The sequence below is a fragment of the Desulfosoma sp. genome (assembly GCA_037481875.1).
In the GTDB taxonomy this organism is placed as follows: Bacteria; Desulfobacterota; Syntrophobacteria; order Syntrophobacterales; family DSM-9756; genus Desulfosoma.
The window spans coordinates 26909-52804 of record JBBFKY010000010.1 but is presented as its reverse complement, the minus strand read 5'-3'; the positions used below and the strand labels follow the sequence as shown (position 1 = coordinate 52804).

The 25896-nt window shown below is 52.8% G+C and carries 22 protein-coding genes; 4 read left to right on the top strand and 18 right to left on the bottom strand.

Features of this window, described 5'->3' with window-relative positions; genetic code table 11:
* Nucleotides 1-24: 24 nt before the first annotated feature.
* The 8 genes from WHS46_12465 to WHS46_12430 form a co-directional block, all read right to left on the bottom strand.
* The gene (locus WHS46_12465; GenBank protein MEJ5349488.1) at nt 25-627 is read right to left on the bottom strand and encodes a 3'-5' exonuclease; all 603 of its coding nucleotides are present in this window, start codon (nt 625-627) and stop codon (nt 25-27) included.
* Nucleotides 627-2432 (bottom strand): DUF294 nucleotidyltransferase-like domain-containing protein, encoded by a 1806-nt coding sequence (locus WHS46_12460; protein ID MEJ5349487.1) that lies wholly within the window; start codon nt 2430-2432, stop codon nt 627-629. The genes WHS46_12465 and WHS46_12460 overlap by 1 nt, the downstream gene beginning before the upstream one ends.
* 70 nt (nt 2433-2502) lie before the next feature.
* A complete protein-coding gene (locus WHS46_12455; GenBank protein MEJ5349486.1) occupies nt 2503-3819 on the bottom strand; it encodes a CoA transferase in 1317 nt (438 codons plus the stop codon).
* A gap of 65 nt (nt 3820-3884) precedes the next feature.
* On the bottom strand, nt 3885-5228 hold the full coding sequence (locus tag WHS46_12450; GenBank protein MEJ5349485.1) for a CoA transferase: 1344 nt from the start codon (nt 5226-5228) through the stop codon (nt 3885-3887).
* Nucleotides 5229-5273: 45 nt separating this feature from the next.
* Nucleotides 5274-6179 carry a hypothetical protein gene (locus WHS46_12445; protein MEJ5349484.1) on the bottom strand — a complete coding sequence of 302 codons (906 nt, stop codon included), beginning with the start codon at nt 6177-6179 and terminating at the stop codon, nt 5274-5276.
* Nucleotides 6180-6186: 7 nt separating this feature from the next.
* Complete coding sequence (locus WHS46_12440; GenBank protein MEJ5349483.1) at nt 6187-6420, bottom strand: hypothetical protein; 234 nt, start codon at nt 6418-6420, stop codon at nt 6187-6189.
* A gap of 79 nt (nt 6421-6499) precedes the next feature.
* A complete protein-coding gene (locus tag WHS46_12435; protein ID MEJ5349482.1) occupies nt 6500-8095 on the bottom strand; it encodes a hypothetical protein in 1596 nt (531 codons plus the stop codon).
* Between the two features lie 10 nt (nt 8096-8105).
* Nucleotides 8106-8342, bottom strand: coding sequence for a hypothetical protein (locus tag WHS46_12430; GenBank protein ID MEJ5349481.1), 237 nt, complete (start codon nt 8340-8342; stop codon nt 8106-8108).
* Between the two features lie 969 nt (nt 8343-9311).
* On the opposite strand from WHS46_12430, the gene WHS46_12425 reads away from it, so the two are divergent.
* The 3 genes from WHS46_12425 (at nt 9312) to meaB (ending at nt 12718) form a co-directional block, all read left to right on the top strand.
* Nucleotides 9312-11012 (top strand): methylmalonyl-CoA mutase family protein, encoded by a 1701-nt coding sequence (locus WHS46_12425; GenBank protein MEJ5349480.1) that lies wholly within the window; start codon nt 9312-9314, stop codon nt 11010-11012.
* Nucleotides 11013-11322: 310 nt separating this feature from the next.
* Complete coding sequence (locus WHS46_12420; protein ID MEJ5349479.1) at nt 11323-11745, top strand: cobalamin B12-binding domain-containing protein; 423 nt, start codon at nt 11323-11325, stop codon at nt 11743-11745.
* A 16-nt stretch (nt 11746-11761) separates the two neighbouring features.
* On the top strand, nt 11762-12718 hold the full coding sequence (meaB, locus tag WHS46_12415) for a methylmalonyl Co-A mutase-associated GTPase MeaB (protein ID MEJ5349478.1): 957 nt from the start codon (nt 11762-11764) through the stop codon (nt 12716-12718).
* A gap of 18 nt (nt 12719-12736) precedes the next feature.
* Here the strand turns inward: meaB and WHS46_12410 are convergent, their stop codons facing one another.
* The 4 genes from WHS46_12410 to WHS46_12395 all read right to left on the bottom strand — a co-directional run bounded on the left by WHS46_12410 (nt 12737) and on the right by WHS46_12395 (nt 18636).
* Nucleotides 12737-13762: a J domain-containing protein gene (locus tag WHS46_12410; protein ID MEJ5349477.1), complete on the bottom strand. Its 1026-nt coding sequence runs from the start codon at nt 13760-13762 to the stop codon at nt 12737-12739.
* 18 nt (nt 13763-13780) lie between these two features.
* Nucleotides 13781-16381 carry an HD domain-containing protein gene (locus WHS46_12405; protein MEJ5349476.1) on the bottom strand — a complete coding sequence of 867 codons (2601 nt, stop codon included), beginning with the start codon at nt 16379-16381 and terminating at the stop codon, nt 13781-13783.
* A gap of 403 nt (nt 16382-16784) precedes the next feature.
* On the bottom strand, nt 16785-17588 hold the full coding sequence (locus WHS46_12400) for a superoxide dismutase (GenBank protein MEJ5349475.1): 804 nt from the start codon (nt 17586-17588) through the stop codon (nt 16785-16787).
* Between the two features lie 61 nt (nt 17589-17649).
* Nucleotides 17650-18636 carry an NAD-dependent epimerase/dehydratase family protein gene (locus WHS46_12395; GenBank protein MEJ5349474.1) on the bottom strand — a complete coding sequence of 329 codons (987 nt, stop codon included), beginning with the start codon at nt 18634-18636 and terminating at the stop codon, nt 17650-17652.
* Nucleotides 18637-18726: 90 nt separating this feature from the next.
* Here WHS46_12395 and WHS46_12390 point away from each other — a divergent pair, with 90 nt between their 5' ends.
* Nucleotides 18727-20040 (top strand): nucleotide sugar dehydrogenase, encoded by a 1314-nt coding sequence (locus WHS46_12390; GenBank protein ID MEJ5349473.1) that lies wholly within the window; start codon nt 18727-18729, stop codon nt 20038-20040.
* Nucleotides 20041-20164: 124 nt separating this feature from the next.
* On the opposite strand, the gene WHS46_12385 is transcribed toward WHS46_12390, so the two are convergent.
* From WHS46_12385 to WHS46_12360, 6 genes are all read right to left on the bottom strand, one after another.
* Nucleotides 20165-21523 carry a phosphomannomutase/phosphoglucomutase gene (locus tag WHS46_12385; protein MEJ5349472.1) on the bottom strand — a complete coding sequence of 453 codons (1359 nt, stop codon included), beginning with the start codon at nt 21521-21523 and terminating at the stop codon, nt 20165-20167.
* 161 nt (nt 21524-21684) lie between these two features.
* On the bottom strand, nt 21685-21888 hold the full coding sequence (locus WHS46_12380; protein ID MEJ5349471.1) for a hypothetical protein: 204 nt from the start codon (nt 21886-21888) through the stop codon (nt 21685-21687).
* A gap of 127 nt (nt 21889-22015) precedes the next feature.
* Nucleotides 22016-23116, bottom strand: coding sequence for a glucose-1-phosphate thymidylyltransferase (locus tag WHS46_12375; GenBank protein ID MEJ5349470.1), 1101 nt, complete (start codon nt 23114-23116; stop codon nt 22016-22018).
* Entirely contained in the window at nt 23113-24246 is a 1134-nt protein-coding gene (gene rfbB, locus WHS46_12370) for a dTDP-glucose 4,6-dehydratase (protein ID MEJ5349469.1), read from the bottom strand. The genes WHS46_12375 and rfbB overlap by 4 nt, the downstream gene beginning before the upstream one ends.
* A gap of 21 nt (nt 24247-24267) precedes the next feature.
* A complete protein-coding gene (locus tag WHS46_12365) occupies nt 24268-24813 on the bottom strand; it encodes an NUDIX hydrolase (protein ID MEJ5349468.1) in 546 nt (181 codons plus the stop codon).
* Nucleotides 24791-25864, bottom strand: coding sequence for a sugar phosphate nucleotidyltransferase (locus WHS46_12360; GenBank protein MEJ5349467.1), 1074 nt, complete (start codon nt 25862-25864; stop codon nt 24791-24793). Before WHS46_12360 ends, WHS46_12365 begins: the two co-directional genes overlap by 23 nt.
* Nucleotides 25865-25896: the final 32 nt, after the last annotated feature.

The following is a 25896-nucleotide window of genomic DNA, read 5'->3' as shown; positions in this document are numbered from 1 at the left end:
TCGTTGGGATTTTCAAGAAAGGTTCTACAGAAGAAAGGGTGTGTCGCAGACTTTTTGGTTTTTAAGCTGATTAAGCAACTGATGGACATAAGGAACACCGTATCGTGTCATCTGAATCTGAAAAATCTGAGCTGCAAAAAAAGCGTCGGCTAAAGCGTGATGCCGGTAATGTTCCTTGAGGCCGTAGCGATGGATTAAAGCATCTAGACTCAGTTCTTCACATTTCGGCCGATGCGAAGTTTTCTGCCCGATCCATTTCTCCACTTCCGCAATGTCTACCATATCACGCTCAAATCGTATTCCCATCCCTTTAAATGCACGTCGAAGAAACTCATAGTCGATGTGCACACAGTGTCCCAAAAGAATGCCTTGACAGCGGGATAAAAGTTCGTGAGCGATTTCTTCAAAACTCGGAGCCCGCTCCAGAGACTCAAGGGCGATTCCATGGTACTTCATGGTGTGCGGCCGATACTTACGGGGTTTCACCAAGGTGTAGAAGGCATGGCGCACTCGAATCTTCAAGCCTTCCATAGGCACCAAGGCGATGGCGATAATCTCGTCCTTTCGCACATCCAACCCGGTGGTTTCCACATCCACGGACACAAACGCTGCTTCGGTTACAAGCATCAAAGCCCTCGATCCACGCCGTAAAGGGCTTTGAGGTTCTTTTGAAAAGACGCCACCACTTTCAGAGATTCTTTCAAGACCAGCAGATCCATCTTGTCCAATTGATCCGCCATGATAAGGTTTGTTTGCGAGCGGCCCTGTTTGAGGGCTCGAGCCTGATGCCTGAGACGAAGATCTTGAAGAAAGGCGTATGCTTCCAAAAGATCGCCGGCGGTGTCCTTACCCAAAACCCCACCATCCCGCAGCGCTTCGATGCGTTCCCTGGTATTGGTCACGTTGAGCATTCTATTGGCCAAAATCATCACGCGAATACCGTTGGCAATGGGGTAAATGCCATATTTTTTCAAGTCAATGCCTCGATCTCGATGCTTGATGCCAAAAATGCCGATGGGCGGTTCATGTAAGGCTGCATCATAGGCCAGAAAACGCACCGCTTGGTTGGTCACGCTTTCATGAATGGCGCTGATCAGCCGTGCCAACAACTCGCCATTCCCGTAAACGACTCTCAAGTCCAGAAAGACTGTCAGATAACGCACATGATCCGGAATGGGTTCCACAAACCAACGGCGAAAGTTCTCTTTCCACTCGTCGAGGCTGAGATGCCACTTTGGATTGGAAGCCATATAGTCTGCAGGGCATCTCGGAATCCCAATAGCCTCCAGATTGTGCGTGACGGCTTCGGCCACGTCCAAACATGGGCCGGCTGTTCCGCAGATGATGGCACTGTCCTGATCCGTCGTGAGAATCTGTTCCTTGCGGCCGGAACTGCCCGTGTGAATCCAAGCAAAATGCTTCGCCTCATGGGGAGCCGTGTGCCTTTGCAAAACACGAACCACCACAGTGTCATAAACGGCTGTGATCATTTGAGACAGCTGGTAAAAATGAACCCCTTTAAGAGCCATTTCCGAGACGGCCACGCGAATGGCATGAAAGGCGCTCTTGAGCTCTTCCAGATCCACAGCTTTAAGGATTTTTCGATAAATAGTCAAAATGGACGAGGATGGCTCCATCTTTGCCAGAACATCCTTGCTGGTGACAACCCCGTAAACCCGGTCCCGATCCATCACCACCAGATGGTCGATCCCTGTACGAAGAAGGGTCGTGTAGGCTTCCAGCACCGAAGCTCGGCGATCCAGGGTGATGACCGGAGCCGACATGAAGTCCCTGACCGCACTGTCAGGACTTCCATAAACAAGAACCCGTCGCATGTCCCGGTTGGTCAAAATGCCCACGGGTTGATCGTGTTCTGTGACCACCACGGAACCTACACCGTGAGCATCCATAAGGCTCACAGCTTCTCGCACTAGGCGTTCAGGGGCACACGTCACCGGCGCCTTGGTCACCAAGGTTTCCACCAGGACCCCCGTGGCACCGTCCTGCATGGACTCCTCTTGACGGGCTAACCGAGCAAAGGAACGAAAACGCCGCTCAATGAAGGTGCTGAAAAAGGACGCAAAGGCACTATGGGCTCGATAGACTTTTTCAAAGGCCTCGCCGTCGATAAGGTAACAGATGCTGTCTTCCAGAGCGCGAGCTTCGTAATAGGACGGTGTCTGATGCAAGGCGGAAAGCAGCCCGAATATTTCGCCTTTCGAAACAAGATCCACAAGTTCGTCGCCATCGTAAAGGCCGACAAGCCCTGAAAAAACAAGAAACACGGAAGGGCACACCTCATCCTTGGCACAAATGACCATGCCCGCACCGTACATGGCCACGTCCAGACTGCTTGTGAGCGCGGTCAAATGTTCCTCGTGAAGAAAAGAAAAGGGTTTGATCTTCCGTAGAAATTCTTTGGGGGGAATCATTATGGAACCTTCCGCAAAGAAAAAGGCCACAGAGTGGCCTTTCTCTTTGTGCTTTAAGTGTGGTCCATGATCATAGAACGCCTTTTTCTTTCAGTTCTTCAAGCCGTTTAGGTCCATAGCCCAACATTTTCGCATAGATGTAATAATTGTCCGCACCTACGGGTCGGCAAATCCATTTGACCCTTGGGGGTGTTTCCGTCATTTTGTGAGCGTGATTGGCAATGGTCACCTCGCCGTAATGGGGATCGTCGATGGTTTCCAACGCCATACGCACCCACCAGTTTTCCGCCTTCATGGTGTCCATCGGCGAACTGATGCGGCCGGGAACCACCACACCCTGCCCGATGTTCTTGTTGTAGTCCATGACCGCATCAAAAATTTCATCATAAGTGTGCGCCATGGTCCACTTTTCGATTTCCTTGTACATGACTTTCATATTGTCCACATTCAGGCGTTCGAAAATGGTGGGAAACTGTTGCTGCAAATCCGGACGGTTGATGATGGTGCAGAGCGCCTTCCAGTTGGGATCGGCGAAACCGGACAAAAAGGCGAAACCATCTTTACATTTGAAATACGTATATGGAAAAACACCTACGTCGTAGTTACCCACTCGAGGTATGGTATCTTTAAAGCCATAGTAGTAGGTGATGCCATAGTTGATACATCGACCGTAAGCTTCGGCCGGAGACACGTCGATAAATTGACCTTTGCCGGACTGGACGCGGTAGTGAAGCGCCGCTAGAATGGCCACACAGGCCCACGCACCACCGGCATACCATCCCATCCAGTTCCCTTGCTTGGTTGGAACTTCCGACGGCTTTGGGTTTTGAGGATCTTCCGGTGGTTCTCCACTGACGGACACAATCCCGGAATAGGCCTGGTCCACAACGTCCACATCAGCCTTGCCGCAAGCGGCCTTGGGGCCGAATTGACCGTAAGTGTAAAGAGCGCAATAGATGAGGCGGGGGTTTAATTCCTTAAGCTGACGGTACCCGATCCCCCAGCCATCCATGGTGCCGGGAAGAAAGGTTTCCACCACCACATCGGCCCGTTTGGCCAATTTTCGAAAGATTTCCTGGCCTTCTTCACATTCCAAGTTCAAGGTCACATGAAACTTGTTGCGCCCTTCGTTCAAATACCCCAGGCCGGTGCCCTTATGCAGGTAACCCCAAGGGCTGAAAGTACGAGCCGGGTCTCCTCCTGGTGGTTCAATACGAATGACATTGGCACCGAATTCCGCCAAAGTGGATGTGCAGAAACATCCGGCCATGTTGGCGTAGCTCACATCCAACACTGTAATATGATCCAGCGCTTCAGGCTTTTCACGGTTCTTTGCCGGATCGTCCAACTCCCGAATCCAATCGCCCCAGCTTTGTTCTTTTTCCATATGCATTGATTTCTCCTCCCTGCACACACAGAGTTCTCTTTCGTGGATCACTTTTACGTCAGAAACTAAACCAAAAGGACACCTGATGTGCCGTCCCAGTTCTGCGGAGGCTTGCGACCGGGAGGAACGTCCACCCATTTGCCGATAATGTTCTTTTCTTTGAGGTATTTGATTTTCTTGGTTTTGAGGCCGAGAAAACGCTTGAGGACATATTCATTGTCAAAGCCCACAGGTTTACCGGCCCATTTGATGCGCCCCGGGGTTTCCGAAAGCTTGGGCGCAATACCTTCCTCCCAAAATTCCCCGTAGATTGGATCATCCACGTAGTAGGTAAAATTGCGTTTTCTCAAGTGCTCATCTTCAAAGTGATCCTTGCCGTTGGCCACCTTCTCGGCACCAAAAGCGTATTGACCGGCCAATTGGTCGATTTCCGCATAGGTCTTGCCTGCAACCCAATTTCGAATGAGGGACAAAAGTTCCACGGCGTTTTCTTCCTTCAGCCTTTCCTGGTGCGTGGCAAACCGAGGATCCTGGGCCAGTTCCGGTTTGCCCATGGCCCGGCACAGCCCTTGAAACTGTTTGTCCGTCGCCGCTCCGATGGCCACCATTTCCCCGTCTTTGCTGGGAACGATGTCCGCCGGGCAAATGCTCACATCTCGGTTTCCATAACGTTCTCGGCACTTGCCGGTAAAATGCTGGTACAGCCACGTCCAGTCCATGGCGCGCATAAGGTTTTCCGCCTGAGAATACTCGATGTATTGGCCGCGTCCTGTGCGGTCTCGATGGGCCAAAGCGGCCAATACACCAATCGCACCCACAAGACCTCCATAATAGTCCGCCAACCAGATGCCCGCCTTCATGGGAAGTTTGTCCGGAAAACCACTGATCCAGGCTTCCCCGGATTCGGACTGCGCAATGGCGTCATAAGACGGACGTTCCAGATACGGCCCCCATTGTCCAAAGCCGTTCAGGGCAATGTAAATGATCCTCGGGTTGATCTCACGCAATTGTCTATAGCCGATACCCCACTTGTCCATGGTGCCTGCACGAAGATTTTCCACCACCACGTCAGAGCGTTTGACCAGTTCCCGGAAAAGCTCCACACCCTCGGGCACGCGCACATCGATGGCCAGATGATACTTGTTGCGTGCTTCCTTGAGCCACCCCATGGCCGCTCCGTTAAAGAACTTGGCAAAAGGGGTCAGAGACCGCATGGTGTCCCCCATGCCAGGCAGTTCCACCTTGAAGACAGTCGCCCCCAGTTCAGAAAGATAACTGGGTAAAGAAGGCCCCAAAATCAGCGTGCATAACTCTACGATCTTGATGTCCGCCAGAGCTTCCGGCTTTTTAAAGGTCTTGGAAGGATCAAGAACACTCTCCGCCCATTTGAAATAGTCTTCTCGTGCCATGAATCTCTCCCCTTCATTCCATCCTTGTGTTGTCAATCCTTTCGCCTATGGAACATGAACCGTTGTGAAGTGAGGTGGAACTCTGTACACTTCTTCATCAAACTTCGTGAGCACCTCTTTCAAGAGGCTGGTTTCCTCATTGACGACACGACTCACCCTTCTGGATTCCCCTTCCTTGGGAATATAGTGCGCCGTCACACGCACCACGCTCTTTACCGGGTACCCCCGCGCCCGCGCCAAATCCTCTGCTAAAGGCTGCAAGGTTCCTTGCCAGTACGACAGAAGAAAGGACAGAGGTCCAAGGCGCTCCACTTCCATGCCAAGGATCGCTCCCAGCTGCGCCTGAACACGAAGAGCTTCATCGAGACCCGGCACCTCGTTCGAAACCCAAAGATGCTGCTCCACCTCCGTCACACTATGTGCTTCCCGCAGCCTGTCGTACGTATCCTGGCGCAGCCGAGCCACGACCTTTCGGCACGCATATCTGCCGACGGTTTCCACCGCCGGCTCAACTTTGATGGTCATTTCAGGAGTCCGCACCTGGTAGCGATCGGCCATCAGAGGCATCGATTCCTCACGAGGCTTTTCCAAGGTGCGCAGCCATTCGGGATCCTTCAGACGATTCAGAGGAAAAATGCGACATTTGTCGCGACCCCAGTCAATTTCACGAATATCTTGAGAGGCCAAGGAAATGATCACCGTTCGGCGATCCTCCCGAACGCCTCCGAAAAGAAGGCGCATCCAAGAACCAGTATATCTCCGTTGCTGGTCCATATACATGCCGTCGGCGCGATAACTGGTCATCAAGGTGAGCGCCTTCTTGCCCGTGAACAGGTCTTCCGCCTCCACGTCATGGACAAAGGTCACATCCCCTTGAGCCTGCACCACGGCGCCAAAAAGCACCAAAAACAACACGACAAGGAATCGGCCTAGGCAGCACCATGATTTCATGGAAAACTTAAACACCAAGAAGCTTACGATGAATGGAAACACCAAGAAACATGGTGCACAAAGGAATCCCGATACCGTAAAAAGACCCCCAAAAAAGACTTCCGCTGGGATCAAAGCCATAAGGTTTCGTAAAATAAAGTAACAAATTAACGCCGACACCCACATAAAAATACAGAAGATACCATCGACGCCGATGTCGCTCCCAGCGTTCCAGTCTTTCATTTTTCCTTTGCTCTGCCATGGGTCGCCTCGAAAAATCTTGGCTTCTCGGTTTGCCGTGAAGGACCGAAAGGTCTCCCTTTCGGTCCTTCGCCTCATCTTTAGTTTTCGGGTCTCAGGTCGTACGAATACTTCTTGATGACCTCAGGCCGATTGGGTTTCGTCACCAAGCTGAGAAGGATAAAGAAGATAAGCCCAATGAACACCCAGTAGAATTGGTGAGGCGTCACAAGGCCGCCTTTTTGACCGAGGAAAAACCAATGGGCGCTACCCAGCTTGGAGTTGGCGTACATCCACGAGAAAGTGGACAGTATGGTCATGACGATAATGTTGGTGACAGCCGCCGTCGTGTTGGCTTTGTCCCACCAGATGCCCAAAACAAGAGGCGGCCCTACGGAGCACAGGATCACGATAAAGGCGGCACCGGATATGTCCAAAACAAGCGCCGGAGGGCTGAAAGCCACCAAGGTACAAATGACGGTGATAATGACGGTCATCACCCGTGTAACCTGAACGGGCTTTTCTTCAGGCCACTTGCTGCCGAAAACCTTACCGATCAGGTCACGACCCAGAAGAACGTTGAGCACCATGGTCCAGCCTGCCGCCGTGGACATGGCGATGGCCAAACCACCAGCGGCAATGACAGCCAGAAGGAAGGGGCTCTTAAGGCCTTCCATGGCGGCGATCATGGAGTAGTCGGTGACAGCCGCACCACCCACGCCGTAGACACCCTTCATGTGCTTGAGCACACCCATGGCATCCTTGACCCCTTCAACACTCATGTAGGGATGCAGCGTTTCGATGAGCACTCGGGCCGCGGAACCGATGATGATCAACCCAACATACATGGAGCCACCAAAGAAAATCGCCCAGAACACGCTACGACGCGCAGATTTGATGTCTTGCGCCGTAAAGAAGCGCACCACTGTGTAGGGCATGGCCGCAAAACCGAAATGCCATGTAAAGTAAAAGCCGACAATACCGGTCCACATGCCCATTAGGGCACTGGAAGGTTTTTCATTCACATAGGGCGCATTAAAGAAATTAGGCGTCACGCTCAAAATGGCATCGGTCATGGGATTGATGCCGCCGAAATGAGCAATGGTGTAAATGGCACCTATCACCGCTGCAGCAGCCATGGTCACCCCTTGAAAAGCCGCCGACCAGGTGGTGGCCACCATGCCGCCGTAAAACACATAGATGAAAACCACCAGGGCACCGAGAACCACAGAAACGTTGTAATTGAGCTTTAAGATGGCGAGCATGAAAAGAGCGGTACCGACAATAGATAGAGTGACGTAGGCAAAACCCGCGATGATGGTGGGAACACCGGCAATAAGGCGCATCCACTTGGTGTCGTAACGATCGGCGTAGTAGTCCGTAAAGGATGTGGGAGCGTATTTACGCAGGGGAGCCGCCGTGAGAAGCGTGGCAATGGGCATGCCGCCGATAATGCCTACCAGAGCCCACCAGAAGGGATAACCCAAAAGGAAGATGAACGCCGGTAGTCCGAGAAAGCTCGCGGGGCTTAAATAGGTGGACGCCAAAGCGGCCCCGTTGATGAAAGAGCCCACTTTGCGACCCGCCACATAGTAATCGGAGGCGTTGAGCGCCGCCTTTCGCGTGGTGACCCCTATGGCGATCATAATGGCAAAATAGATTAGAGCCCCAATAATAACGATTGGATTGGCACCCATTCTAACCTCCTTATTTCTTTGTCAGCCGAGCTTCTCGAGCTTCCTCGGCCAGATAAAAGAGGGCTGCAACGATCATGTTAATCACCCACAAACCGATGATCCAATTATACACATAACACGCCGGAATTCCCAGAAACTTGGCGAGAGGAAACTTGGGAATGGTAATTTCCAAAAAGAAAAATAGGAAAAAATACCCATATAGAAGTGACATACCAGCCCAGAAAACTTTTGGCATTCCCTTAAACATTGCGACCTCCTCTGTACGTGCCAATAAAATTCATCCGCAATAGATCCCCTCAGCCCATAGTGCTCTCGGTACATCACCTCCTTTCCCTGAGAACTTGAAACCGCCACTTTTTGAAAACACAAGAAAGCCACCTCGGTACACTTCGCCGCTTTTTCGGGCGGCACGAAAGGCACATCACCTTGATGCTGCCCGAAAGCCGGCGGTCCATGCAAGCCTGTCTCATGTGACCATAGAAAAACCGTACCTTCCCGCTGGGATCAAGAACACTGGATTGCATTGGCGCGCTGTGACCAGCATGCACACCACCAAGAACCGAAGCCGTCGTGGCAAGGGCTTGCCGAGGGTACGGCACGTTAAGAAAGGACGTTCCTTCTTCAGGTACCAATGTGAAAGAGGGGGTTGGCTCGAGGAGGCGCATGCGCTGCAGGGGAGAACCTCATGAGAACGGAAAACAACGTGCTCAAGAGAGCCATTGGTACCCGTGCGGTTCCTTCCTACATCAGCGTTTTTGCCGTGGTCAAGTAAAAAAAAATTTGTTTGACAATGCATAACTCTCTCTTTTAAGGTCCGTGTGGTTGGGGAAGGCCCTCAGGAATGGACCCGTCTTGGCCGTCCGTCACGGCACGCAAAGAGGGCGCGTGAATCCCATGCCGCACACCTGTTTCATGCACAGCACGGTTTCACAGGCTCCAAGCCGGCTCTTCGGCTCTCAATCACCACTCATCTGCAACAACCGAAAGTCAGGGGCGTCCCTTCATGGCGTCTCTTTGCAAAAGAATTCTTGACGGGGCCTTCAAAAGCTGGTCCTTTGACGAAGCAAGGAACGGCGCATGGTTCAGGTACGGGTACGAAATGACGTTTTCATGGAATCCTGAAAGACGAGTCATTTTCGTTCTTGAAGCCTTTCGCCGCCAACGCTGCATCTGCTTGTGACTCGCGGGTTTTCATTGATGGAGGAGGGACAGCATTATGGGCCAAAAGATGTTTTCGGAATCACAATTGGATCGCATGGAAAAGGAATACAAGGACTGGCTGCAGGAGTACGAAAAGGCTCTGCAAAAGATGCCGGAACGATTGGAACGGTTTTCCACCGTGTCCGACATGGAAGTGAAGGCGCTTTACACACCGCTGGACATCAAGGAAAAGGATTACTTGCAGGACATTGGGTTTCCGGGGCAGTATCCTTTTACGCGAGGTGTTCAGCCCACCATGTATCGGGCGCGTCTATGGACTATGCGTATGTTTGCCGGGCTCGGCACCGCCGAAGACACCAACAAACGGTTTCATTATCTTATCGAGCATGGGGAGACGGGGCTGAGCACCGCCTTTGATTTTCCGACCCTGATGGGCTATGACACCGAATCTCCATTGGCCCGTGGCGAATGCGGCAAGTGCGGTGTGGCCATCGACACCATCGACGACATGCAGCGTCTCTTTGCGGGGATCAATCTGGAAGAAGTCACCACCTCCATGACCATCAATCCTCCGGCTTCCGTCATCTGGGCCATGTACATTGCCAATGCGGAAAACGAGGGCTACGATCGAAGGAAGCTGGGCGGCACTATTCAAAACGACTGCTTAAAAGAGTTCATCGCTCAAAAGACTCTGATGCTCCCTCCGGAACCGAGCCTTCGGCTTGTGGTGGACACCGTGGAATTCGGAACCTATGAAGTGCCGCGATGGAACACCATCAGCATCAGCGGCTACCACATTCGAGAAGCGGGGGCCACGGCCGTTCAAGAATTGGCCTTCACCATCTACGACGGGATCACCTATGTGGAAGAGTGTCTCAAGCGGGGTCTTAAGGTGGATGACTTTGCGGGGCGCTTGTCCTTCTTCTGGAATTCTCATATCGATTTCTTCGAAGAAATCGCAAAAATGCGTGCCGCACGACGCCTGTGGGCCCGCTTGATGAAGGATCGTTTCAAGGCGCAAAAGCCACGTTCCATGATGTGTCGTTTCCACACCCAGACAGCGGGTTGTTCTCTGACAGCTCAGGAACCGTACAACAATATTATTCGTACCACCACGGAAGCTCTAGCGGCCATTCTGGGCGGCACCCAATCCCTGCATACCAACTCGCTGGACGAAGTGTACATGATTCCCAGTGAGGAGGCGGTGCGCATTGCATTGAGGACCCAGCAGATTTTGGCCGACGAGACGGGCGTGGCCAACGTGATTGACCCTCTGGCCGGTTCCTACTTTGTGGAAGCCCTGACAGACAAGATGGAAGAAGAGGCCATGGTTTACATCCGTAAGCTCGACGAGCTGGGCGGCATGGTTGCGGCCATTGAAAAGGACTATCCGCAGATGGAAATTGCGGATGCAGCTTATCACTTTCAGCAGCAGGTGGAAAAGGGCGAAAAAATCATCATCGGAGTCAACAAATTCCCCAGTGCTCGACCGGATCTGGAATTTGTGCTTCGCATCGACGATGAATTGGAAAATTTCCAGATTGAGCGCACACGCCAGTTTAAGGCAAAACGAGACAAGGTCAAGTTGCAAAAGGCTATGGATGAGCTACGTCGGCGCTGCGAAGGGCCGCCTTGTTGGGAAAACAATGTGATGCCGGCTCTGATCGAAGCGGTGCGAGCCGGTGCCACGGAACAGGAGTGTTGCGATCTCTATCGGGAAGTCTTCGGCACCTATAGCGACCCGGGAACTTTCTAGGTAGTGGTCCAACAATGAGGAAGGGCGATGGGGGTCTTGAAGTGCGGGCGTCCCGTCCGCATAGTGAGCGTGATAGAGGCTTGCTTTCTCGAGAAAAAACGCAGTTTCAGGCTTGTCGGGACGAGGCCCGTTTTGCCCATACCTTGAAGGAGCGTACAAGGTGACGGTTGTGGTGCGTTGTCGAGCAGCCTCACACGAATGGAAGAAACCGCTTCGCACTCATTCTGGTACGACATGATCGAATGTGCCGCTCTTTGCGGCCCGCATGTGTGAATCGACAAAGAACGACGACACAGGAGGGACCGTTTCCATGGCCGATGAAAGGAAACTTCGTATATTAATCGCCAAACCGGGACTGGACGGGCATGATCGAGGCGCCCGTGTAATCGCTCGAGCCTTTCGCGACGCTGGTTTTGAAGTGGTCTACACTGGATGCCATCAAACACCGGAACAAATTGTCAGCACCGCCATTCAGGAGGATGTGGATCTGATCGGTCTAAGTATTCTGTCCGGAGCCCATCGGTATTCTTTTCCGAGAATCATGGAACTGCTCAAAGAAAATAATGCCGAAGACATCACGGTCATCGGCGGCGGCATTTTCCCGCTTGAAGACATTCCCAAACTCAAGGCCATCGGGATTAAAGAAATTTTTGAGCCAGGGGCCAAACTGGACGATATCGTTCAATGGGTCCGTACCAATGTCAAACCGAGGAAAGCCATGGTGGCTGAATGACAAAGAGGCACAAATCATGAGCATCGTGGACCAAATCCTGGCGGGAGATGTTCGGGCCGTCGCTCGCCTTCTGCGGGACATCGATGACCAAATGCCTTCCGCGCGGGAGATTTTGAAAGAGCTCTACCCCCACACAGGTCGGGCTTACATTCTGGGATTTACGGGATCCCCGGGAGTGGGTAAGAGCACGTTGGTGGATCAAATGGCCATGGAATATCGAAAGAAAGGCCTTACCGTAGGTATTCTGGCCATCGATCCTACCAGCCCATTTACAGGCGGAGCCATTTTGGGGGACCGCATTCGTATGCAGCGCCATTTTTTGGATGGCGGCGTCTTTATTCGCAGTTTGGCCACGCGCGGCCACTTCGGTGGACTCACCAAGTCCACCAACGACATGATCACTGTCCTGGATGCCATGGGTAAAGACGTGATCATGGTGGAAACCGTCGGGGTGGGCCAGGATGAGGTGGACATCGCCAATTGCGCTCATACCACGATCCTCGTGACCATTCCCGGCATGGGCGACGAAGTGCAGGCCATCAAGGCCGGCATCATGGAAATCGGCAACATCTTCGTGGTCAACAAAGCGGATCGCGAAGGCTCCCGTAAGACTGTGCGGGAATTGCGAAACCTGATCGAACTGGGTCTCAGAAGATCGCAGGATCAGCACTGGGAACCGCCCATCATCGAAACCGAAGCCTTGAAAGGGCGAGGCGTTCCGGAACTTCTGGAAGCCGTGGAACGTCATCGGCAGTACCTGCTGGAAAACGATAGGATCCAATGGGAAGCCGTTTCCCAAAAAAGGGCTAGGACGCAACTTTTGGAGACTCTGCGGGAAGAAGCTTTGGCGGAGTTGCTGCGACGCATGGAAAAAAGAGGACAAAGCCTGGACGATTTGGTAAGCAAGGTCACACAAAGAGAAACGGATCCCTACACCGTGGTCCAGGATTTGCTCCAGTGTGAGCTGCGATGATCGCTGCAGCCGTGCTTCTTAATGCCGATGTGCCTTGCGGCGAACGAGGCACTCGTAGGCTTGAGAAAGGCGAATGAAGGTTTCGTGATCCCCGCCCGTATCAGGGTGGTGCTTTTTGGCTCGCTTACGATAATGCCGGGTCAGAGCCTGCGCGCTCATGGCCCGGTATTCTTTTGGATGGAGTCCCAAACAGGCACAGGCTTCCTCTTCCGTTAAGGTCTGGCGTGCAGGAGGCTGAAAGCGAAATTGTCGGTTGCGTAGAAAGTCGTTAAAGACCCGGTTCCACAAGGATTCAGGGGTGAAGCTGTGATCGAAATACATGATGACGTACTTGACAAGGAAAGAATGCAGCTTTCGAGGATCATGGTCTTCAACGCCGAAAAAGAATGTGGCGTCTTCGTTCAGTCTGCAAATTTCCTCGAGGAAATAGGCATCAACTTTTTCCGAATCCAAGGCGGCGGGATTGTTTTTCAGAAGATGGCTTGGAAAGTACCTTTGAAGTTCCAGCGCCGTAAACAGGTAGTTTCTTCGCTCCTGAGGACGGAGATCCTTTTCCATACCCTCAATGACATGTTCGATCTCGTCTCGGCTTTTATCGCACAGCACATTGAGAAACTTCCAGGATTTACCTTCCAGGTTTCCAATGTCGATTCGACCGCATCGCAAAAAATGCATACGCCTTTTATCGAAAGGATGAAGGAATCTTTGGTGATGGGCACATTCTTCGGCATTCCATGAAAGGGAAGGTGCTTTTTTTCCCGTGGTAAAATTTTCTATAATTCTTCGAATGTGCGGATCAAGATACAACAGAAAAGCTTTTTCCAAATCCTCCGTTTCCGGTTCTAGCCCCAAGCGGGCAAAAGCCTCCTCCACAGCGTCACTGAAGTAGAACCCATTGCCTCCCGTGTAAACAATATACTCCGTGGGATCCGTTCCCAAATCGAGAATGCTTCTCGTGGCAAAACACGATCCGTTCCAATAAGATTCCTTAAGCACATAATGGGTGTGACCGCCTTCCCATAGACGACGAATATAGAGAGACATGGAATGCATCCTCGTTTCTTAGGATTCGAACCCAGCCGGTCCGTCGAGATAGAAAAGCAGCGCCCGACAAATCTCATCCATCTGTTCGCGGTCGGTCACTTTTTCTCCTCGATGATTCTTGATGTAGAAGATATCCGCGACCTGATCCACCTTGGTGGTGATTTTGGCCACATAGATGCGCACTTGTAAATCCAAGAGCGTTCGAGTGATGGTGTACAAAAGCCCCGGGCGGTCCATGGTGTACACTTCCACGATGGTGTAATCCTTGGCCGAATCGTTATCCAAAAGAACACGGCTGGGACTGGGAATCAAGGAGCGTGCAGGCGATAATCTTTTGGCCGCTGCATGGGCGGCGATGCGGTAATCCAGAGCCAATCGCCCCTCCAGAAGACGACGCAGATCGGCGCGCACCGATCCCCAATCGGGTTCTTCCTGGGTTGGAAAAACAAATCGGCATCTGAAAACGAAAATCATGACACCGTTTTTTTTGGTAAAAACTCGAGCGTCTCGAATATCCAGATTGTGGAGGGTCAAAACGCCGGCCGCTTTTGCAAGAAAACCAGGCACTTCGCGGCTGAGCACCGTGATTTCCACGCCTCCGTTTTCCTTTTCCACTTCCCAGACAAAGGCTTCGGGTTCAGGTCCTAGTTCCATTTCCAAACGGAGATGGCGCGCCACGGCTTCCGGGGAACTGGTCAGCACGTAACGAGGAGCCAGGTCACGAAAGTGTTCTTCTAAGCGGGAGCGGTCCACCAAGTGGGCCATTTTTTCAAGAACCGCCTCCTTCAGTCTTTGCAGGCGTTCTGCAAGAATCTCTTCCCCAGGCTCCCCCTTTTCCAGAAGATCCAGTAACTTTCGGTAAAGCTCATGGACCGGGGTATCCCGCCATTTCTGCACAGCTCGCGGCCCTGTGGCCATCATGTCCGCAAAACTCAAGAGCATGAGCAGATGCAATCGTTCAGGATCTTCAACGGTACGGGCGCATTGAACCAGAAGTTCCATGTCGCCGAGATCCCTCATGGAAGCTGTGTCCATAAGCAGCAGATGGTTTCGAATCAGGAAACTGACCAAATCAGACCCTTCGGGGCTAATGCCGAGACGCCGAGCGATCACAGGAAACATATCCGCTCCATGTTTGGCATGATGACTGCCAGCATGCTTGCCGATGTCGTGAAAGAGAGCCGCCAGAGAAAGCCATGGATTGTCCCCCATTTCCTGGGCCAATGACGTCAGTTCCGGCTCTTCCTCTTGATACTCGCCGGCTTTAAGCCGTTTGATTTCCCGCAAGGTCCTCAAATGGTGTTCATGTAACGGATATACGTGGAAAGCGTCGTGTTGCACGAGGGCGTGCACCAAGGACGTTTCGGGAACGAGAGCCCTTAAAAATCCGTCATTGTAGAAGCGCCGAATCACCGATACATGACCGTCATCGATGGACAGCAACCGTAGAAAAGCCTCTTGGACCTCGGGGTCCCCTGTGGAGGTTTCCACAACGCTACGGTGATGATGCAGCCAACGACGCGTGGCACTGGAAAAGCCGGCTCTGTGCTGCGCCGCCAACACATAGAGGCGGATCACGTTGGCTGCGGTGGGCTCAAGGCGTCCCGGATCCACATGGAGCCGTCCACCAACCAGAGACACTCCTTCTTCTACGGCCACTCTAGGTCCCGAAGGCGAAGGCCCCAAGGCGATTTTCCCTGTCTCCTGAAGACGTTCGCAAAACTCTGAACTGACACAAAACACGTCATGCAGTGTTTCATGCACTTCTTGCATGAAAGATTCCACAGGAAGAAAGCCGGACCTGCCGCTGTAGCCTAGTTTTTCGGCCAAAATCTCTTGAACCTTGAAATCCAGAACACTCTGGCGGTCACCCTTCACGGTGCGAAGCAGATTGAGCCATTTAAGCAGTTTTTTTTCTGCATTTTGCAGTCGATCCACTTCCTTGCGCGTCAGATATCCTTGAAAAATGGCATCGTCAAAGCAGCGAACGTCCAAAAGGATACGCGCGGCAAAGCGAATGGTATCGATGTCTTTGAGGGCTCCCGGGCTATCCAGCATGTCTGGTTCCAGCCAGTCTTCGGCCATGGAAAGCCGTGCTTGACGTGCTCGAATCCCTTCATAGAGATGGTCTAACAGGGGTCGTTGATGCTCAAGGATGAAATCGTCCAGAGCATGATCCAGTTCGGCCACCAATTGTCGGTTTCCGGAAAGATAGCGGGCATCGAGCAGTTCAAAAAAGAAACCTAGCCGAGATCCCGCTTCCTCCAACAGTTCCGGGATCGTGGCACATTGCAAACGCACCTGCCACCCGGCCTCTTTGAGGGGCGTTACTATCTCCCGCTGCGCATTCTCGTCCCAAGGAAAGGTCTCCGTGCGCAGCCATAAAAGGCTTACCGGATCCTGAGGACCAAGAAGACCCCGTCCCAAGAGTCCCACGGCTAAGATGGCGCCGCTGGAACGAAACCGCTCGGATTCCGAGGCCATTCGGTTTACGAGACGATTATGCAAACTGATGACCGCAATCTCCAAAAGGCTCATGTGCCGACGCAATGCTTCGTCATCGGCACCCTGCAAAACCAATTCTCTTTGTCTTCTCAGGGATTCCACCATGCTTTCCATCGCTGTTTCTCCAAAAGGCCTCAATCGGTTCGGAAAAAGAATCCCACTCCAGCCACGCGCCTTTGGCCGAGCGGGTTCAAGAATGCAACAAAAAAAAGCCTTTCTCACGTGCGTGCGGGCCCCTGTTCAAAGCCCGGAGCCCGTGGACCATTTGTCTAAAAAAAGATCTTTTGTTTTGCTCTATCCTTCCGACGCCATGACCTACAATGAAGGTATCGCGCTCTCTCGGTCCTCGTGCTTGCCGAACCCTGGCCGCCTTGCATGGTAGGGGCGAGGCACGCCTCGCCCTTGCAAGCCTGAAACTGGTTGTTCTCCTACACGCACGGGCCGAGGGACCCCTCATGATGCGGGCGAGACACCAGCCCTTCCGTCTCCTAATAATCCCGTATGCTTGTTGGCCCTCTCAAGACTTCGACGCTTCCGTCACCTTTTCCGATGCCGCCGGCCCTGTTTTTTCCCCCTGAGACCCACCTTTGGGCGCCGACGTCTTGGGTTCGGGAAAATCGGTCTCTTTGACCGCAACACCGAGACGTTGCAAAACCACTTTCCAGTTAAGGTTCTTAAAGAAAGCTTCGATGTAGGCCTTGCGGTCGAGACCGTAGTCCGTCACATAAGCATGTTCAAAAACGTCCATGACCAACAAAGGCAGACATCCCACAAAATGCCCCGTTTCGTGTTCGTTGATCCACGTATTCACCAAACGGCCCGTTGCCGGGTCTTGGTAAAGAACAACCCAACCGATGCCGCGCATTCTTCCCGTAGCAATGAAATCCGCTTTCCAGTTTTCAAAGCTGCCGAAGTTTTCCACTATAGCTTCATAGAGAGGATTGCCTTCAGGCAAAACGCCGGATCCGCCCAGATTGCCGAAGTAATACTCATGCAGTTTCATACCGTTGAATTCGAAACCCAATCGCCTTTTCAATTCGGCATATTCCGGCCCATCAGTTTTACCTTCTTTGGCCAAGGCTCGAGTCTTTTCCAAAAGAGCGTTGGTATTGTTCACATAGCCTTGATACAGGGTGAAATGCATCTTGAGAAGGGCGTCACTGAAACCCTCCATCCCCAAAAGGTGACCGAAATCCATGGCACGATACGGCTCAAGAGCTCGACTCATGGGCAGTTGACCTTCGTCGCGAAAACGTTTACACGTCACGACCACAAGCGCCAAAGCCAGGCACGCCACACCCGCTACGATCGCTTTCTTCACGGTTTCCTCCTTTGCTGATGAAAACCTTGGGTCCTCAAAGACAGGCTCTGCTTGCCGCACGTCATTTCGAACCGCGCATCCACTGAATGGTTCTCGTCAAACCCTCTTCCAAGCCGATCCGGGGCATCCAGTTGAGATCTCTTTTGATGGCGTCGATGTTCGCAGTGCTATGTCGAATGTCCCCGGGACGTTCTGGACCAAACGTTATGGATTCCGGCCGCTGTGTCAAGCGACAAATCAATCGGGCCAGATCCACGATGGAGGTTGCCCGCCCCGATCCCACATTGTAAATACCTGAAACGATCTTATCGTCGTCTTCGATTCTTAGACCGGCGCGACAATACGCATCCACCACATCCGAGACGAAAACGAAATCTCGGGTCTGCAGACCGTCTCCGAAGACGGTCAAAGGCCTTTGGGTTAGGGCCATATCCACAAAACGGGAAATCACGCCGCTGTAAGGGCTAAAAGGATCCTGCCGGGGACCGTAGATATTAAAACATCGCAAGGATACCCCTCGCAGAGGACCTCGGCGGGACGCCACAGCCATGGACGCCCGATACTTAGCTTCCCCATAAGGACTTAACCATCGAGTGTGATCGTCGGCATCCGCCTCACTCAAGGGCACGCGGTCCTGATCGCCATATTCTGCAGCAGATCCCGCAAACACAAAGGAACGTGCCCCCAACCCTTCGGCTTCTTCCAAAAGAAAAAGGGTGGCCTCCGTGTTCACATGAAAAGTCTCTTGGGGATGTTCCAGCGAATAAGGCACACTCACAATGGCCGCCAGGTGAAAAACGGCAAAGAGAGCCCCCTGGCGTTCCCTGATCTCCTTTAACAGGCCGCGCTCCGTCACAGACCTTTCATGAAAAGAAAATCGAGGATGCTCCACAAAGGGTTCCAGGTTTTCCCGATGTCCGGAAAAGAAGTTATCGATACCGACAACGGTATACCCCAAGGCCAGAAGTTTTTCACACAGATGGCTTCCCACGAAACCGGCGGCACCTGTCACCACGCAGATTTCAGAATGTTTTTGTCGTTTCTCCATTGCTCTTTGCTCTTTTCTTAGGCAGAATCTTCTTCAATATTTTCCCTTTCTCGCTTGGAGACCCAACCCAAAATCGGAGGTTCTACATCTATGGAAAACTTGCTTCAAAAGATTCACGAGCGAAAAGCCACCGTCGGCATCATTGGACTGGGCTACGTGGGCTTACCTCTGTTGATCCGTTTCGGAGAAGCCGGATTTCCTCTCATCGGCTTCGATGTGGACAGCGCCAAGATCAATGCTCTGCTGCACGGAAGAAGCTATATTCGGCATATTCCCATCGAACCTGTGCAAAGATTTCTCGAAGCCGGACAGTTGGATGTGACCATCAGCTTCGAGCGGCTTCGCGAAGCCGACTGCATCATCATCTGCGTCCCCACTCCGTTGACCGACAAAATGGAACCCGACCTTCGTTACATCGAAAGTACCACAGACACCATTGCCCGGCATCTCAGAGCCGGGCATCTTGTGGTGCTGGAAAGCACTACGTATCCCGGCACCACCGAGGAGCTCATGCTGCCCAAATTGGAACGCACCGGGCTTCGGGTAGGACATGACTTTTTCCTTGCCTTTTCTCCCGAAAGGGAAGACCCTGGAAATCCTCAGTTCCACACGGGCAACATTCCCAAGGTGGTGGGTGGTGTCACGCCGGCATGTCTGGAATGTGCCAAGGCTTTGTACAGCCATGCCGTGACACGCGTCGTGCCCGTCTCCAGCACTCGGGTTGCGGAACTCACCAAGCTTCTCGAAAATATTTACCGAAGTGTCAACATTGCTCTGGTCAATGAACTCAAGGTTTTGGCTTTTCGTATGGGTATCGATATCTGGGAAGTGATCGAAGCGGCGGCTACCAAGCCTTTCGGATTCACACCCTTTTACCCAGGCCCGGGTTTGGGGGGGCACTGCATCCCCATCGACCCCTTTTACTTGTCGTGGAAAGCTCGGGAATACGATTTCGCCACTCGATTCATACAACTGGCCGGCGAAGTGAATGTCTCCATGCCCTATTACGTCCTGGAACGTATCATCGAAGCCCTCAACGAACGCTGTCGATGTTTGAAAGGATCGCGTATTCTCATTCTGGGCGTGGCTTATAAAAAGGATATCGATGACGATCGTGAATCTCCGTCTTATGAAGTCATGCAGTTGCTGCAGGAACGAGGAGCCCTTGTTTCGTACAACGATCCCCATATTCCGAAATTAAAACCGGGTCGTAAGCATCGTTTCGATCTGGAATCGGTGCCTCTCAACGAAGAAACCCTATCATCCTCAGACGCCGTGGTGATTCTGACGGACCACAGCGCTTACGATTATTCTTGGATCGTTCGTCATGCCCCTCTTGTGATCGATACACGAAACGCCACCAAAGGCGTTTTGGAAGGTAGGGAAAAAATCGTCAAAGCTTAAGCTCTCTAAAGCTTTCGCGGGATCGACGGGGCGGACACAAGGGTCCGCCCCGTCGATGGGTCCAAGGGATGGAGCGCATCCGCCGGTTGAACTCGGCTGTTTATGTCGAGCGCTCAGGGTATTTTTACATGGCCCCGGATCGAATCTTTTCAATGGTGTCTTCAATGAGCTTCTGAATTTCTTTGAGTCGATGCTCTGTTTCCGCCTCGTAACGCAGCACCAGCACAGGTTGCGTGTTGGAAGCCCTTACCAATCCCCAGCCGTCGGGAAACACAATGCGGGCTCCATCCACGTCAATCACGTCATAGCCGGCCTTTTTGAAATACTCCACGGCCCGCTCCACCACCTGAAACTTGATCTCATCCGGACATGCCACGCGGATTTCCGGGGTCGTCACCGTTTCCGGAACACCTTCCAAGAGCTCGGGAATTCTCTTGTTCGTGCGAGCTAAAATCTCCAGAAGCCGGCAGGAGGCATAAATACCGTCGTCAAACCCGAAATAGCGATCCTTAAAAAACATATGGCCGCTCATTTCGCCCGCTAAGTCGGCTCCCGTTTCCTTCATCTTGGCTTTGATCAAGGAATGGCCGGTGCGCCACATGATGGCGGTCCCACCACGTTTTTGAATGTCATCGTACAAGGTCTTTGAGCACTTGACCTCTGAGATGAAGACGGCGCCGGGTTTTCGGTTGAGAATTTCTCGAGCGAAAATGATCATCAGTTTGTCCCCGTAAACCACGCGCCCTTCATGATCCACGACGCCGAGTCTGTCGCAATCCCCGTCGTAAGCAATCCCCACATCCAAGGATTCACGCCGAACCAACTCAATGAGGTCCTTGAGGTTTTCCAGCACCGTCGGATCGGGTTCATGATTGGGAAAAGTGCCGTCCATGTCACAATAGAGGGGGTAGACCCGGCAGCCCAATCTTTCCAGCAAAGGAATCGCCACGGGGCCTCCCACGGCATTGCCTGCATCAACCCCGACCCTCAGAGGCCGATCCAATTTTATATTCCCACTGACGAACTCCCAATAGGGTGTCACGATGTCTTCATGACGAAGAGTGCCGGATCCCTGAACAAAGTTACCAGCGTCCATGACGGCCTTGAGTTTCTGAATTTCGGGACCCGAAATGGTGTCGTAGCCGTTGCAGATTTTAAAGCCGTTATATTCCGGAGGGTTATGGCTTGCCGTGATCATGATGCCGCCCTCCCGGTCCAGATGTCGAATGGCGAAATAAAGGAGAGGGGTCGGGCAGACACCCACATCCACCACGTCCAGTCCTCCGGAAAGCATGCCTTGCACCAAAAGGTCTCGGTACCGCTCCGAACTCAGACGGCAGTCCCGCCCCACAACCACACGACGACGACCAAACGGGGCCAAATAGGTGGCAAAAGCCTTGCCCAGCCGCTCCACATCCTCGTCATGAATCTCTTTGTCCACCAAACCGCGAATGTCATATTCGCGAAACGTTTTCGGATCCATGCGCCGTCCTCCTGTCCATTCGGTCTCTGAGTCCTGCTGTATGAGGAAAATTCAAGAATTCAGGGATGGAAAAGGCGGTCTGCAGGACCGCCTTTGAGGCAATGCAGGAGAAGCCCTTTTTATGGGGGCACGAAAAACACCGAGGCACGGGCGACAAGAAATCAGTGGTGCGCGCCGTTGCCCTTCTTGAGATCTTTAAGGGTCATAAGGACGGCGATAAGCACACCAAGGCCGATAACCCCTAAGGCCCCGTAAAGTGCAGCGAAAAAGACAGCATGGCTGGGATCGTACCACGGAATGTCCCACGGAAGCATACTGGCTAGACTACGCTTCAACGCGGCACACATAAAATCAATTCCCCACATGTCGGCCTCCTCTTACGGCTGGGCTTCTACAACGAGCGTTCTTTTGCGCTTCTTTCGCCTCTCAGAGTTTGTGTTTTCTGTAGCAAAGGGTCAGGTCCCTCGTCAATGAATATCCATCACACCCTTCTCATCTCTTGATCTCAACAACGCAATCATCCCCCACCATCAGGCTGATGGCTCCATGGGGGGTTGAAGTTGGACAGACTCTCACTCGGCGTCCCAACACGGAATTTTCAAGCCGCGAAATATCCCGAATGTGACATCCTTCCATGATCACCGAATGGTCCACCGTGGAACGCTCTATAAGCACGCCGGGTCCGATGGCCGTAAAAGGTCCAATGGTGGCTTCCACCAGTTTCGCTCCGGCTCCGATGATCACGGGACCTCGTACCACAGACCGAATCAACTGGGCTCCTTCTTCAATATGAACGCGCCCGGTCACATGGCTCTGAGGGTCCACAAAACCAGCAATGTGGGTCTTGAGCCAATCGTCCATGACGGTATCATTGGCTAGAAGGAGATCGTCCTTTTTGCCGGTATCCAACCACCATGTTTCAATAATGTGACTATGAACTTTTCGACCGCTTTTGATGAGCCATGAAATAGCATCCGTGATCTCCAGTTCTCCCCGTGCAGAAGGCCGAATGTTTCCAATGGCTTCAAAAATTTCCGGCCGAAACAGATAAATGCCTACCAGGGCGAGATTGGATGGAGGCTCCGAGGGTTTTTCAACCAAGTCCACCACCTGACCGTCTCCGTTGACGACGGCGACCCCGAAAGCTCTTGGGTTCTGAACGGCTTTAAGGAAAATGGCCGCCGAAAGAGAATCGTCCTCAAGGAACTGCTCCACCTCGCAGCGAACTCGGCATCCTATAAGGTTATCCCCCAGGTACATGAGAAAAGGGGCTGTCTTCAAGTAATCCTTGGCTGTGAGCACGGCGTGCGCCAATCCCAGGGGCCGCTCCTGCAAAATGTATTCGGCGTTGAGACCCCAGCGGCTTCCGTTTCCCACGGCTTCCATAACCTCCTGGCCGGTTTCCGGCGCAATCACGAGCCCCACATCCCGAATACCCGCCGCGGCGATGTTTTCCAGCACGTAAAAAAGAATAGGCTTGTTGGCAACGGGAACAAGTTGTTTGGCGCCGGTGTAGGTGAGAGGTCGAAGGCGGGTTCCTGAACCACCGCTTAAAACCAAAGCCTTCATTTCATAGGGTTTCATAACTCTCATCTATTCTCTCCTAGAATCTGAGAGGATTGTCGAGCGCGCGGCCCGGCACCTTGAATCCCCGTTCCCAATCGGGATCGATCGTACACCCCTTCCGTGACTCTTCGACACCAATCCCTATGATCTAAGTACCACTGGACGGTCTTACGCAAGCCTGAAAGAAAGGTTTCCTTGGGGCGCCAGCCCAGTTCTCGAGCAATCTTGGACGCATCGATGGCGTAGCGACGGTCATGGCCGGGGCGGTCTGAAACAAACGTGATAAGGTCTTCATAACGCAAACCTTTCGGCTGCAAAGCCGGGTTGTCCCGAGAGGGCACCATTTCCTCCAAAACCTGACACAGGGTTCGAACAACTTCCACGTTGGTCTTTTCGTTATGACCGCCGATGTTGTAAGTCTGCCCAGGACGACCGGAGTCCAGGACGCGCAGAATCGCTTCGCAATGGTCCACCACGTAAAGCCAATCGCGCACATGAAGCCCGTCTCCGTAAACGGGCAGGTTCTTTCCTTCCAAGGCGTTCAGAATCATGAGAGGAATGAGCTTTTCCGGATATTGGTATGGACCGTAGTTGTTGGAACAATTGGTGGTTAAGGTCGGCAGTCCGTAGGTTTCGTGATAGGCGCGTACCAGATGATCCGAAGCCGCTTTGGACGCGGAATAAGGAGAATTGGGCGCGTAGGGTGTCGATTCGGTGAAAAAACCTTCAGGTCCTAAAGATCCATAGACTTCATCGGTGGAAATATGCAGGAACCGAAAACGGGCTCGATGATCGGAATCCAAAGTGTTCCAATAATGGCGAGCCGCCTCCAGAAGTCGAAATGTCCCCACAATGTTCGTTTGGACAAAATCTCCAGGCCCATCGATGGAACGATCCACATGGGATTCCGCCGCAAAATTTATAACGGCGGACACCCCGAAGGTGCTCAACAGGTAGAAGACCAACTCGACATTACCGATATCTCCTCGAACAAAGATGTGGTCCGAATCCTCCGCAAGCGGTTCCAAAGATTCCAGATGCCCGGCATAGGTCAATTTGTCCAAGTTCACGATACGAGCCTTTTTGAGGCCGCGCACCAGATGGACAAAATTGCTGCCGATGAAACCAGCCCCTCCCGTTACGAGCCATGTTTGCATGGTTTCATTGTCCTTCTATCCCTAAGCAAAACCGTTATCCAGGCAGGCAATCCACGACTCCAATGTTCCATGCTGCGCATGTCGACGCAATAGGGCACACACTCGCTCATCCGTTGGGAATGCTAACGGTTCAGGCAAATGATCCAAGGGGAAAAAACCGACGGCTTGCGCATCGGATCCCGCCCGTAGCGTGCCTCCAATTCGGCGTCCGTAAAACCAAATCCCCACGGTCAGTTGCGCCGGATCGTGAAAGTTGGAGTGCACCGCCACCACAGGCCCCACCTGCACCTGCACACCGGTCTCTTCCAGGAGCTCCCTGGCGGCGGCTTCTCGCACATCCTCGCCCCACTCCACATGACCGCAGGGAATACACCATTGTCCCTCATACCGCCCTCGACGACGCACCAGGAGCAGGTTTCCGCTTTCCAAAACCACCACCGCCACGCCCACCGTCGGGTTTCTGTAAAACACCACATCGCAGACCGCGCAATGAAGCCGACCTTTAGTGTTAAGCTTCACCGGACCTGCGCAGTAAGGACAATATTTATAGAAGTTCTTTTCGTCCATGCTCTTTCAGATGGTCGACGATCAACCGTACATCCTGGTTGCTTTCAAGGCCGGCCACCAACAAAGCGTCCTGCGTGTCGACCACCAGGACTCGATCCAGACCTAGGAGCGCCACAAATCGTCCTCCTTCCGCCACGACGAAACATTCCCGGCATCGGATAGCGTGGGCGTCCCCTTGCACGATGTTGCCTTCCGCATCCCCGTAGTCTTTTCGGCGAACTTCGTAAACACTCATCCAAGAACCCACGTCACTCCACCCACAGTTTACAGGAACCACAAACACAGGCTGACTCGTCTTTTCCATGATAGCGTAGTCAAAAGAGATATTTTCCACCTCACCATAAATGGATGTCAGATGATCTGCCAATCGAGGCGTTTCAAAAACCAAATCCAAGGTCTTAAGTCCCTCGAAAAAGGCCGGCATGTGCTTTGAAAATTCCTGCAGAAGGGTTTGCGGAGTGGCCACAAAAACGCCCGCATTCCAATAATGACGACCGCTTTGAAAGTATTCAGCGGCCACATGGACTGGCGGCTTTTCCACGAACCGTAGCACGGAATAGGCCCCGTCGCTGATGGGATTATCTTGAACCGCTTCAATATAGCCATAACCCGTTTCCGGTCTCGTGGGCACAATCCCTAAGGTGCCGATGCCACCGGCCACACTCAGAGCACCGGCCGTTTCAATGGCACGGCAAAAGGCTTCCGCGTCGGCAATGTAATGGTCCGCCGGGAGAATCACCAAGGGCTCCGTGACACCCATCCAGGCGGCGTATCGGGAAGCCAGTCCTACACAAGGAGCCGTGTTTCGCCCAAAGGGTTCCACCAAGATTCTGGCACGCGTATCGGAAAGGATTCGACGGGTTTCAGCTTCATGCTCGGCCCCGACCACCACCAAAATGCGATCCTCTTGAAAAAGCGGCCGAATACGCTCATAGGTTACGCGAAGCAGGGGCTTATCCCCAATGATTTTCAAGAACTGCTTGGGATACGAAGCTCGGCTCAAAGGCCAAAATCGTGTTCCGGATCCTCCCGCCATGACCACCGCAACCATCGCTGCCCCCTTCAGCCGGCACAAAGCCACCT

Coding starts and splice junctions, on each gene's coding strand:
- WHS46_12430 (MEJ5349481.1), bottom strand. CDS start 8,342: ATGTTTAAGGGAATGCCAAAAGTTTTCTGGGCTGGTATGTCACTTCTA.
- WHS46_12385 (MEJ5349472.1), bottom strand. CDS start 21,523: ATGGATCCGAAAACGTTTCGCGAATATGACATTCGCGGTTTGGTGGAC.
- WHS46_12425 (MEJ5349480.1), top strand. CDS start 9,312: ATGGGCCAAAAGATGTTTTCGGAATCACAATTGGATCGCATGGAAAAG.
- WHS46_12410 (MEJ5349477.1), bottom strand. CDS start 13,762: ATGTCTCTCTATATTCGTCGTCTATGGGAAGGCGGTCACACCCATTAT.
- WHS46_12450 (MEJ5349485.1), bottom strand. CDS start 5,228: ATGGCACGAGAAGACTATTTCAAATGGGCGGAGAGTGTTCTTGATCCT.
- WHS46_12365 (MEJ5349468.1), bottom strand. CDS start 24,813: ATGGACGAAAAGAACTTCTATAAATATTGTCCTTACTGCGCAGGTCCG.
- WHS46_12435 (MEJ5349482.1), bottom strand. CDS start 8,095: ATGGGTGCCAATCCAATCGTTATTATTGGGGCTCTAATCTATTTTGCC.
- WHS46_12460 (MEJ5349487.1), bottom strand. CDS start 2,432: ATGATTCCCCCCAAAGAATTTCTACGGAAGATCAAACCCTTTTCTTTT.
- WHS46_12455 (MEJ5349486.1), bottom strand. CDS start 3,819: ATGGAAAAAGAACAAAGCTGGGGCGATTGGATTCGGGAGTTGGACGAT.
- WHS46_12405 (MEJ5349476.1), bottom strand. CDS start 16,381: ATGGAAAGCATGGTGGAATCCCTGAGAAGACAAAGAGAATTGGTTTTG.
- WHS46_12420 (MEJ5349479.1), top strand. CDS start 11,323: ATGGCCGATGAAAGGAAACTTCGTATATTAATCGCCAAACCGGGACTG.
- WHS46_12360 (MEJ5349467.1), bottom strand. CDS start 25,864: ATGGTTGCGGTGGTCATGGCGGGAGGATCCGGAACACGATTTTGGCCT.
- WHS46_12465 (MEJ5349488.1), bottom strand. CDS start 627: ATGCTTGTAACCGAAGCAGCGTTTGTGTCCGTGGATGTGGAAACCACC.
- WHS46_12395 (MEJ5349474.1), bottom strand. CDS start 18,636: ATGGAGAAACGACAAAAACATTCTGAAATCTGCGTGGTGACAGGTGCC.
- WHS46_12380 (MEJ5349471.1), bottom strand. CDS start 21,888: ATGTGGGGAATTGATTTTATGTGTGCCGCGTTGAAGCGTAGTCTAGCC.
- WHS46_12375 (MEJ5349470.1), bottom strand. CDS start 23,116: ATGAGAGTTATGAAACCCTATGAAATGAAGGCTTTGGTTTTAAGCGGT.
- WHS46_12390 (MEJ5349473.1), top strand. CDS start 18,727: ATGGAAAACTTGCTTCAAAAGATTCACGAGCGAAAAGCCACCGTCGGC.
- WHS46_12445 (MEJ5349484.1), bottom strand. CDS start 6,179: ATGAAATCATGGTGCTGCCTAGGCCGATTCCTTGTCGTGTTGTTTTTG.
- rfbB (MEJ5349469.1), bottom strand. CDS start 24,246: ATGCAAACATGGCTCGTAACGGGAGGGGCTGGTTTCATCGGCAGCAAT.
- meaB (MEJ5349478.1), top strand. CDS start 11,762: ATGAGCATCGTGGACCAAATCCTGGCGGGAGATGTTCGGGCCGTCGCT.
- WHS46_12440 (MEJ5349483.1), bottom strand. CDS start 6,420: ATGGCAGAGCAAAGGAAAAATGAAAGACTGGAACGCTGGGAGCGACAT.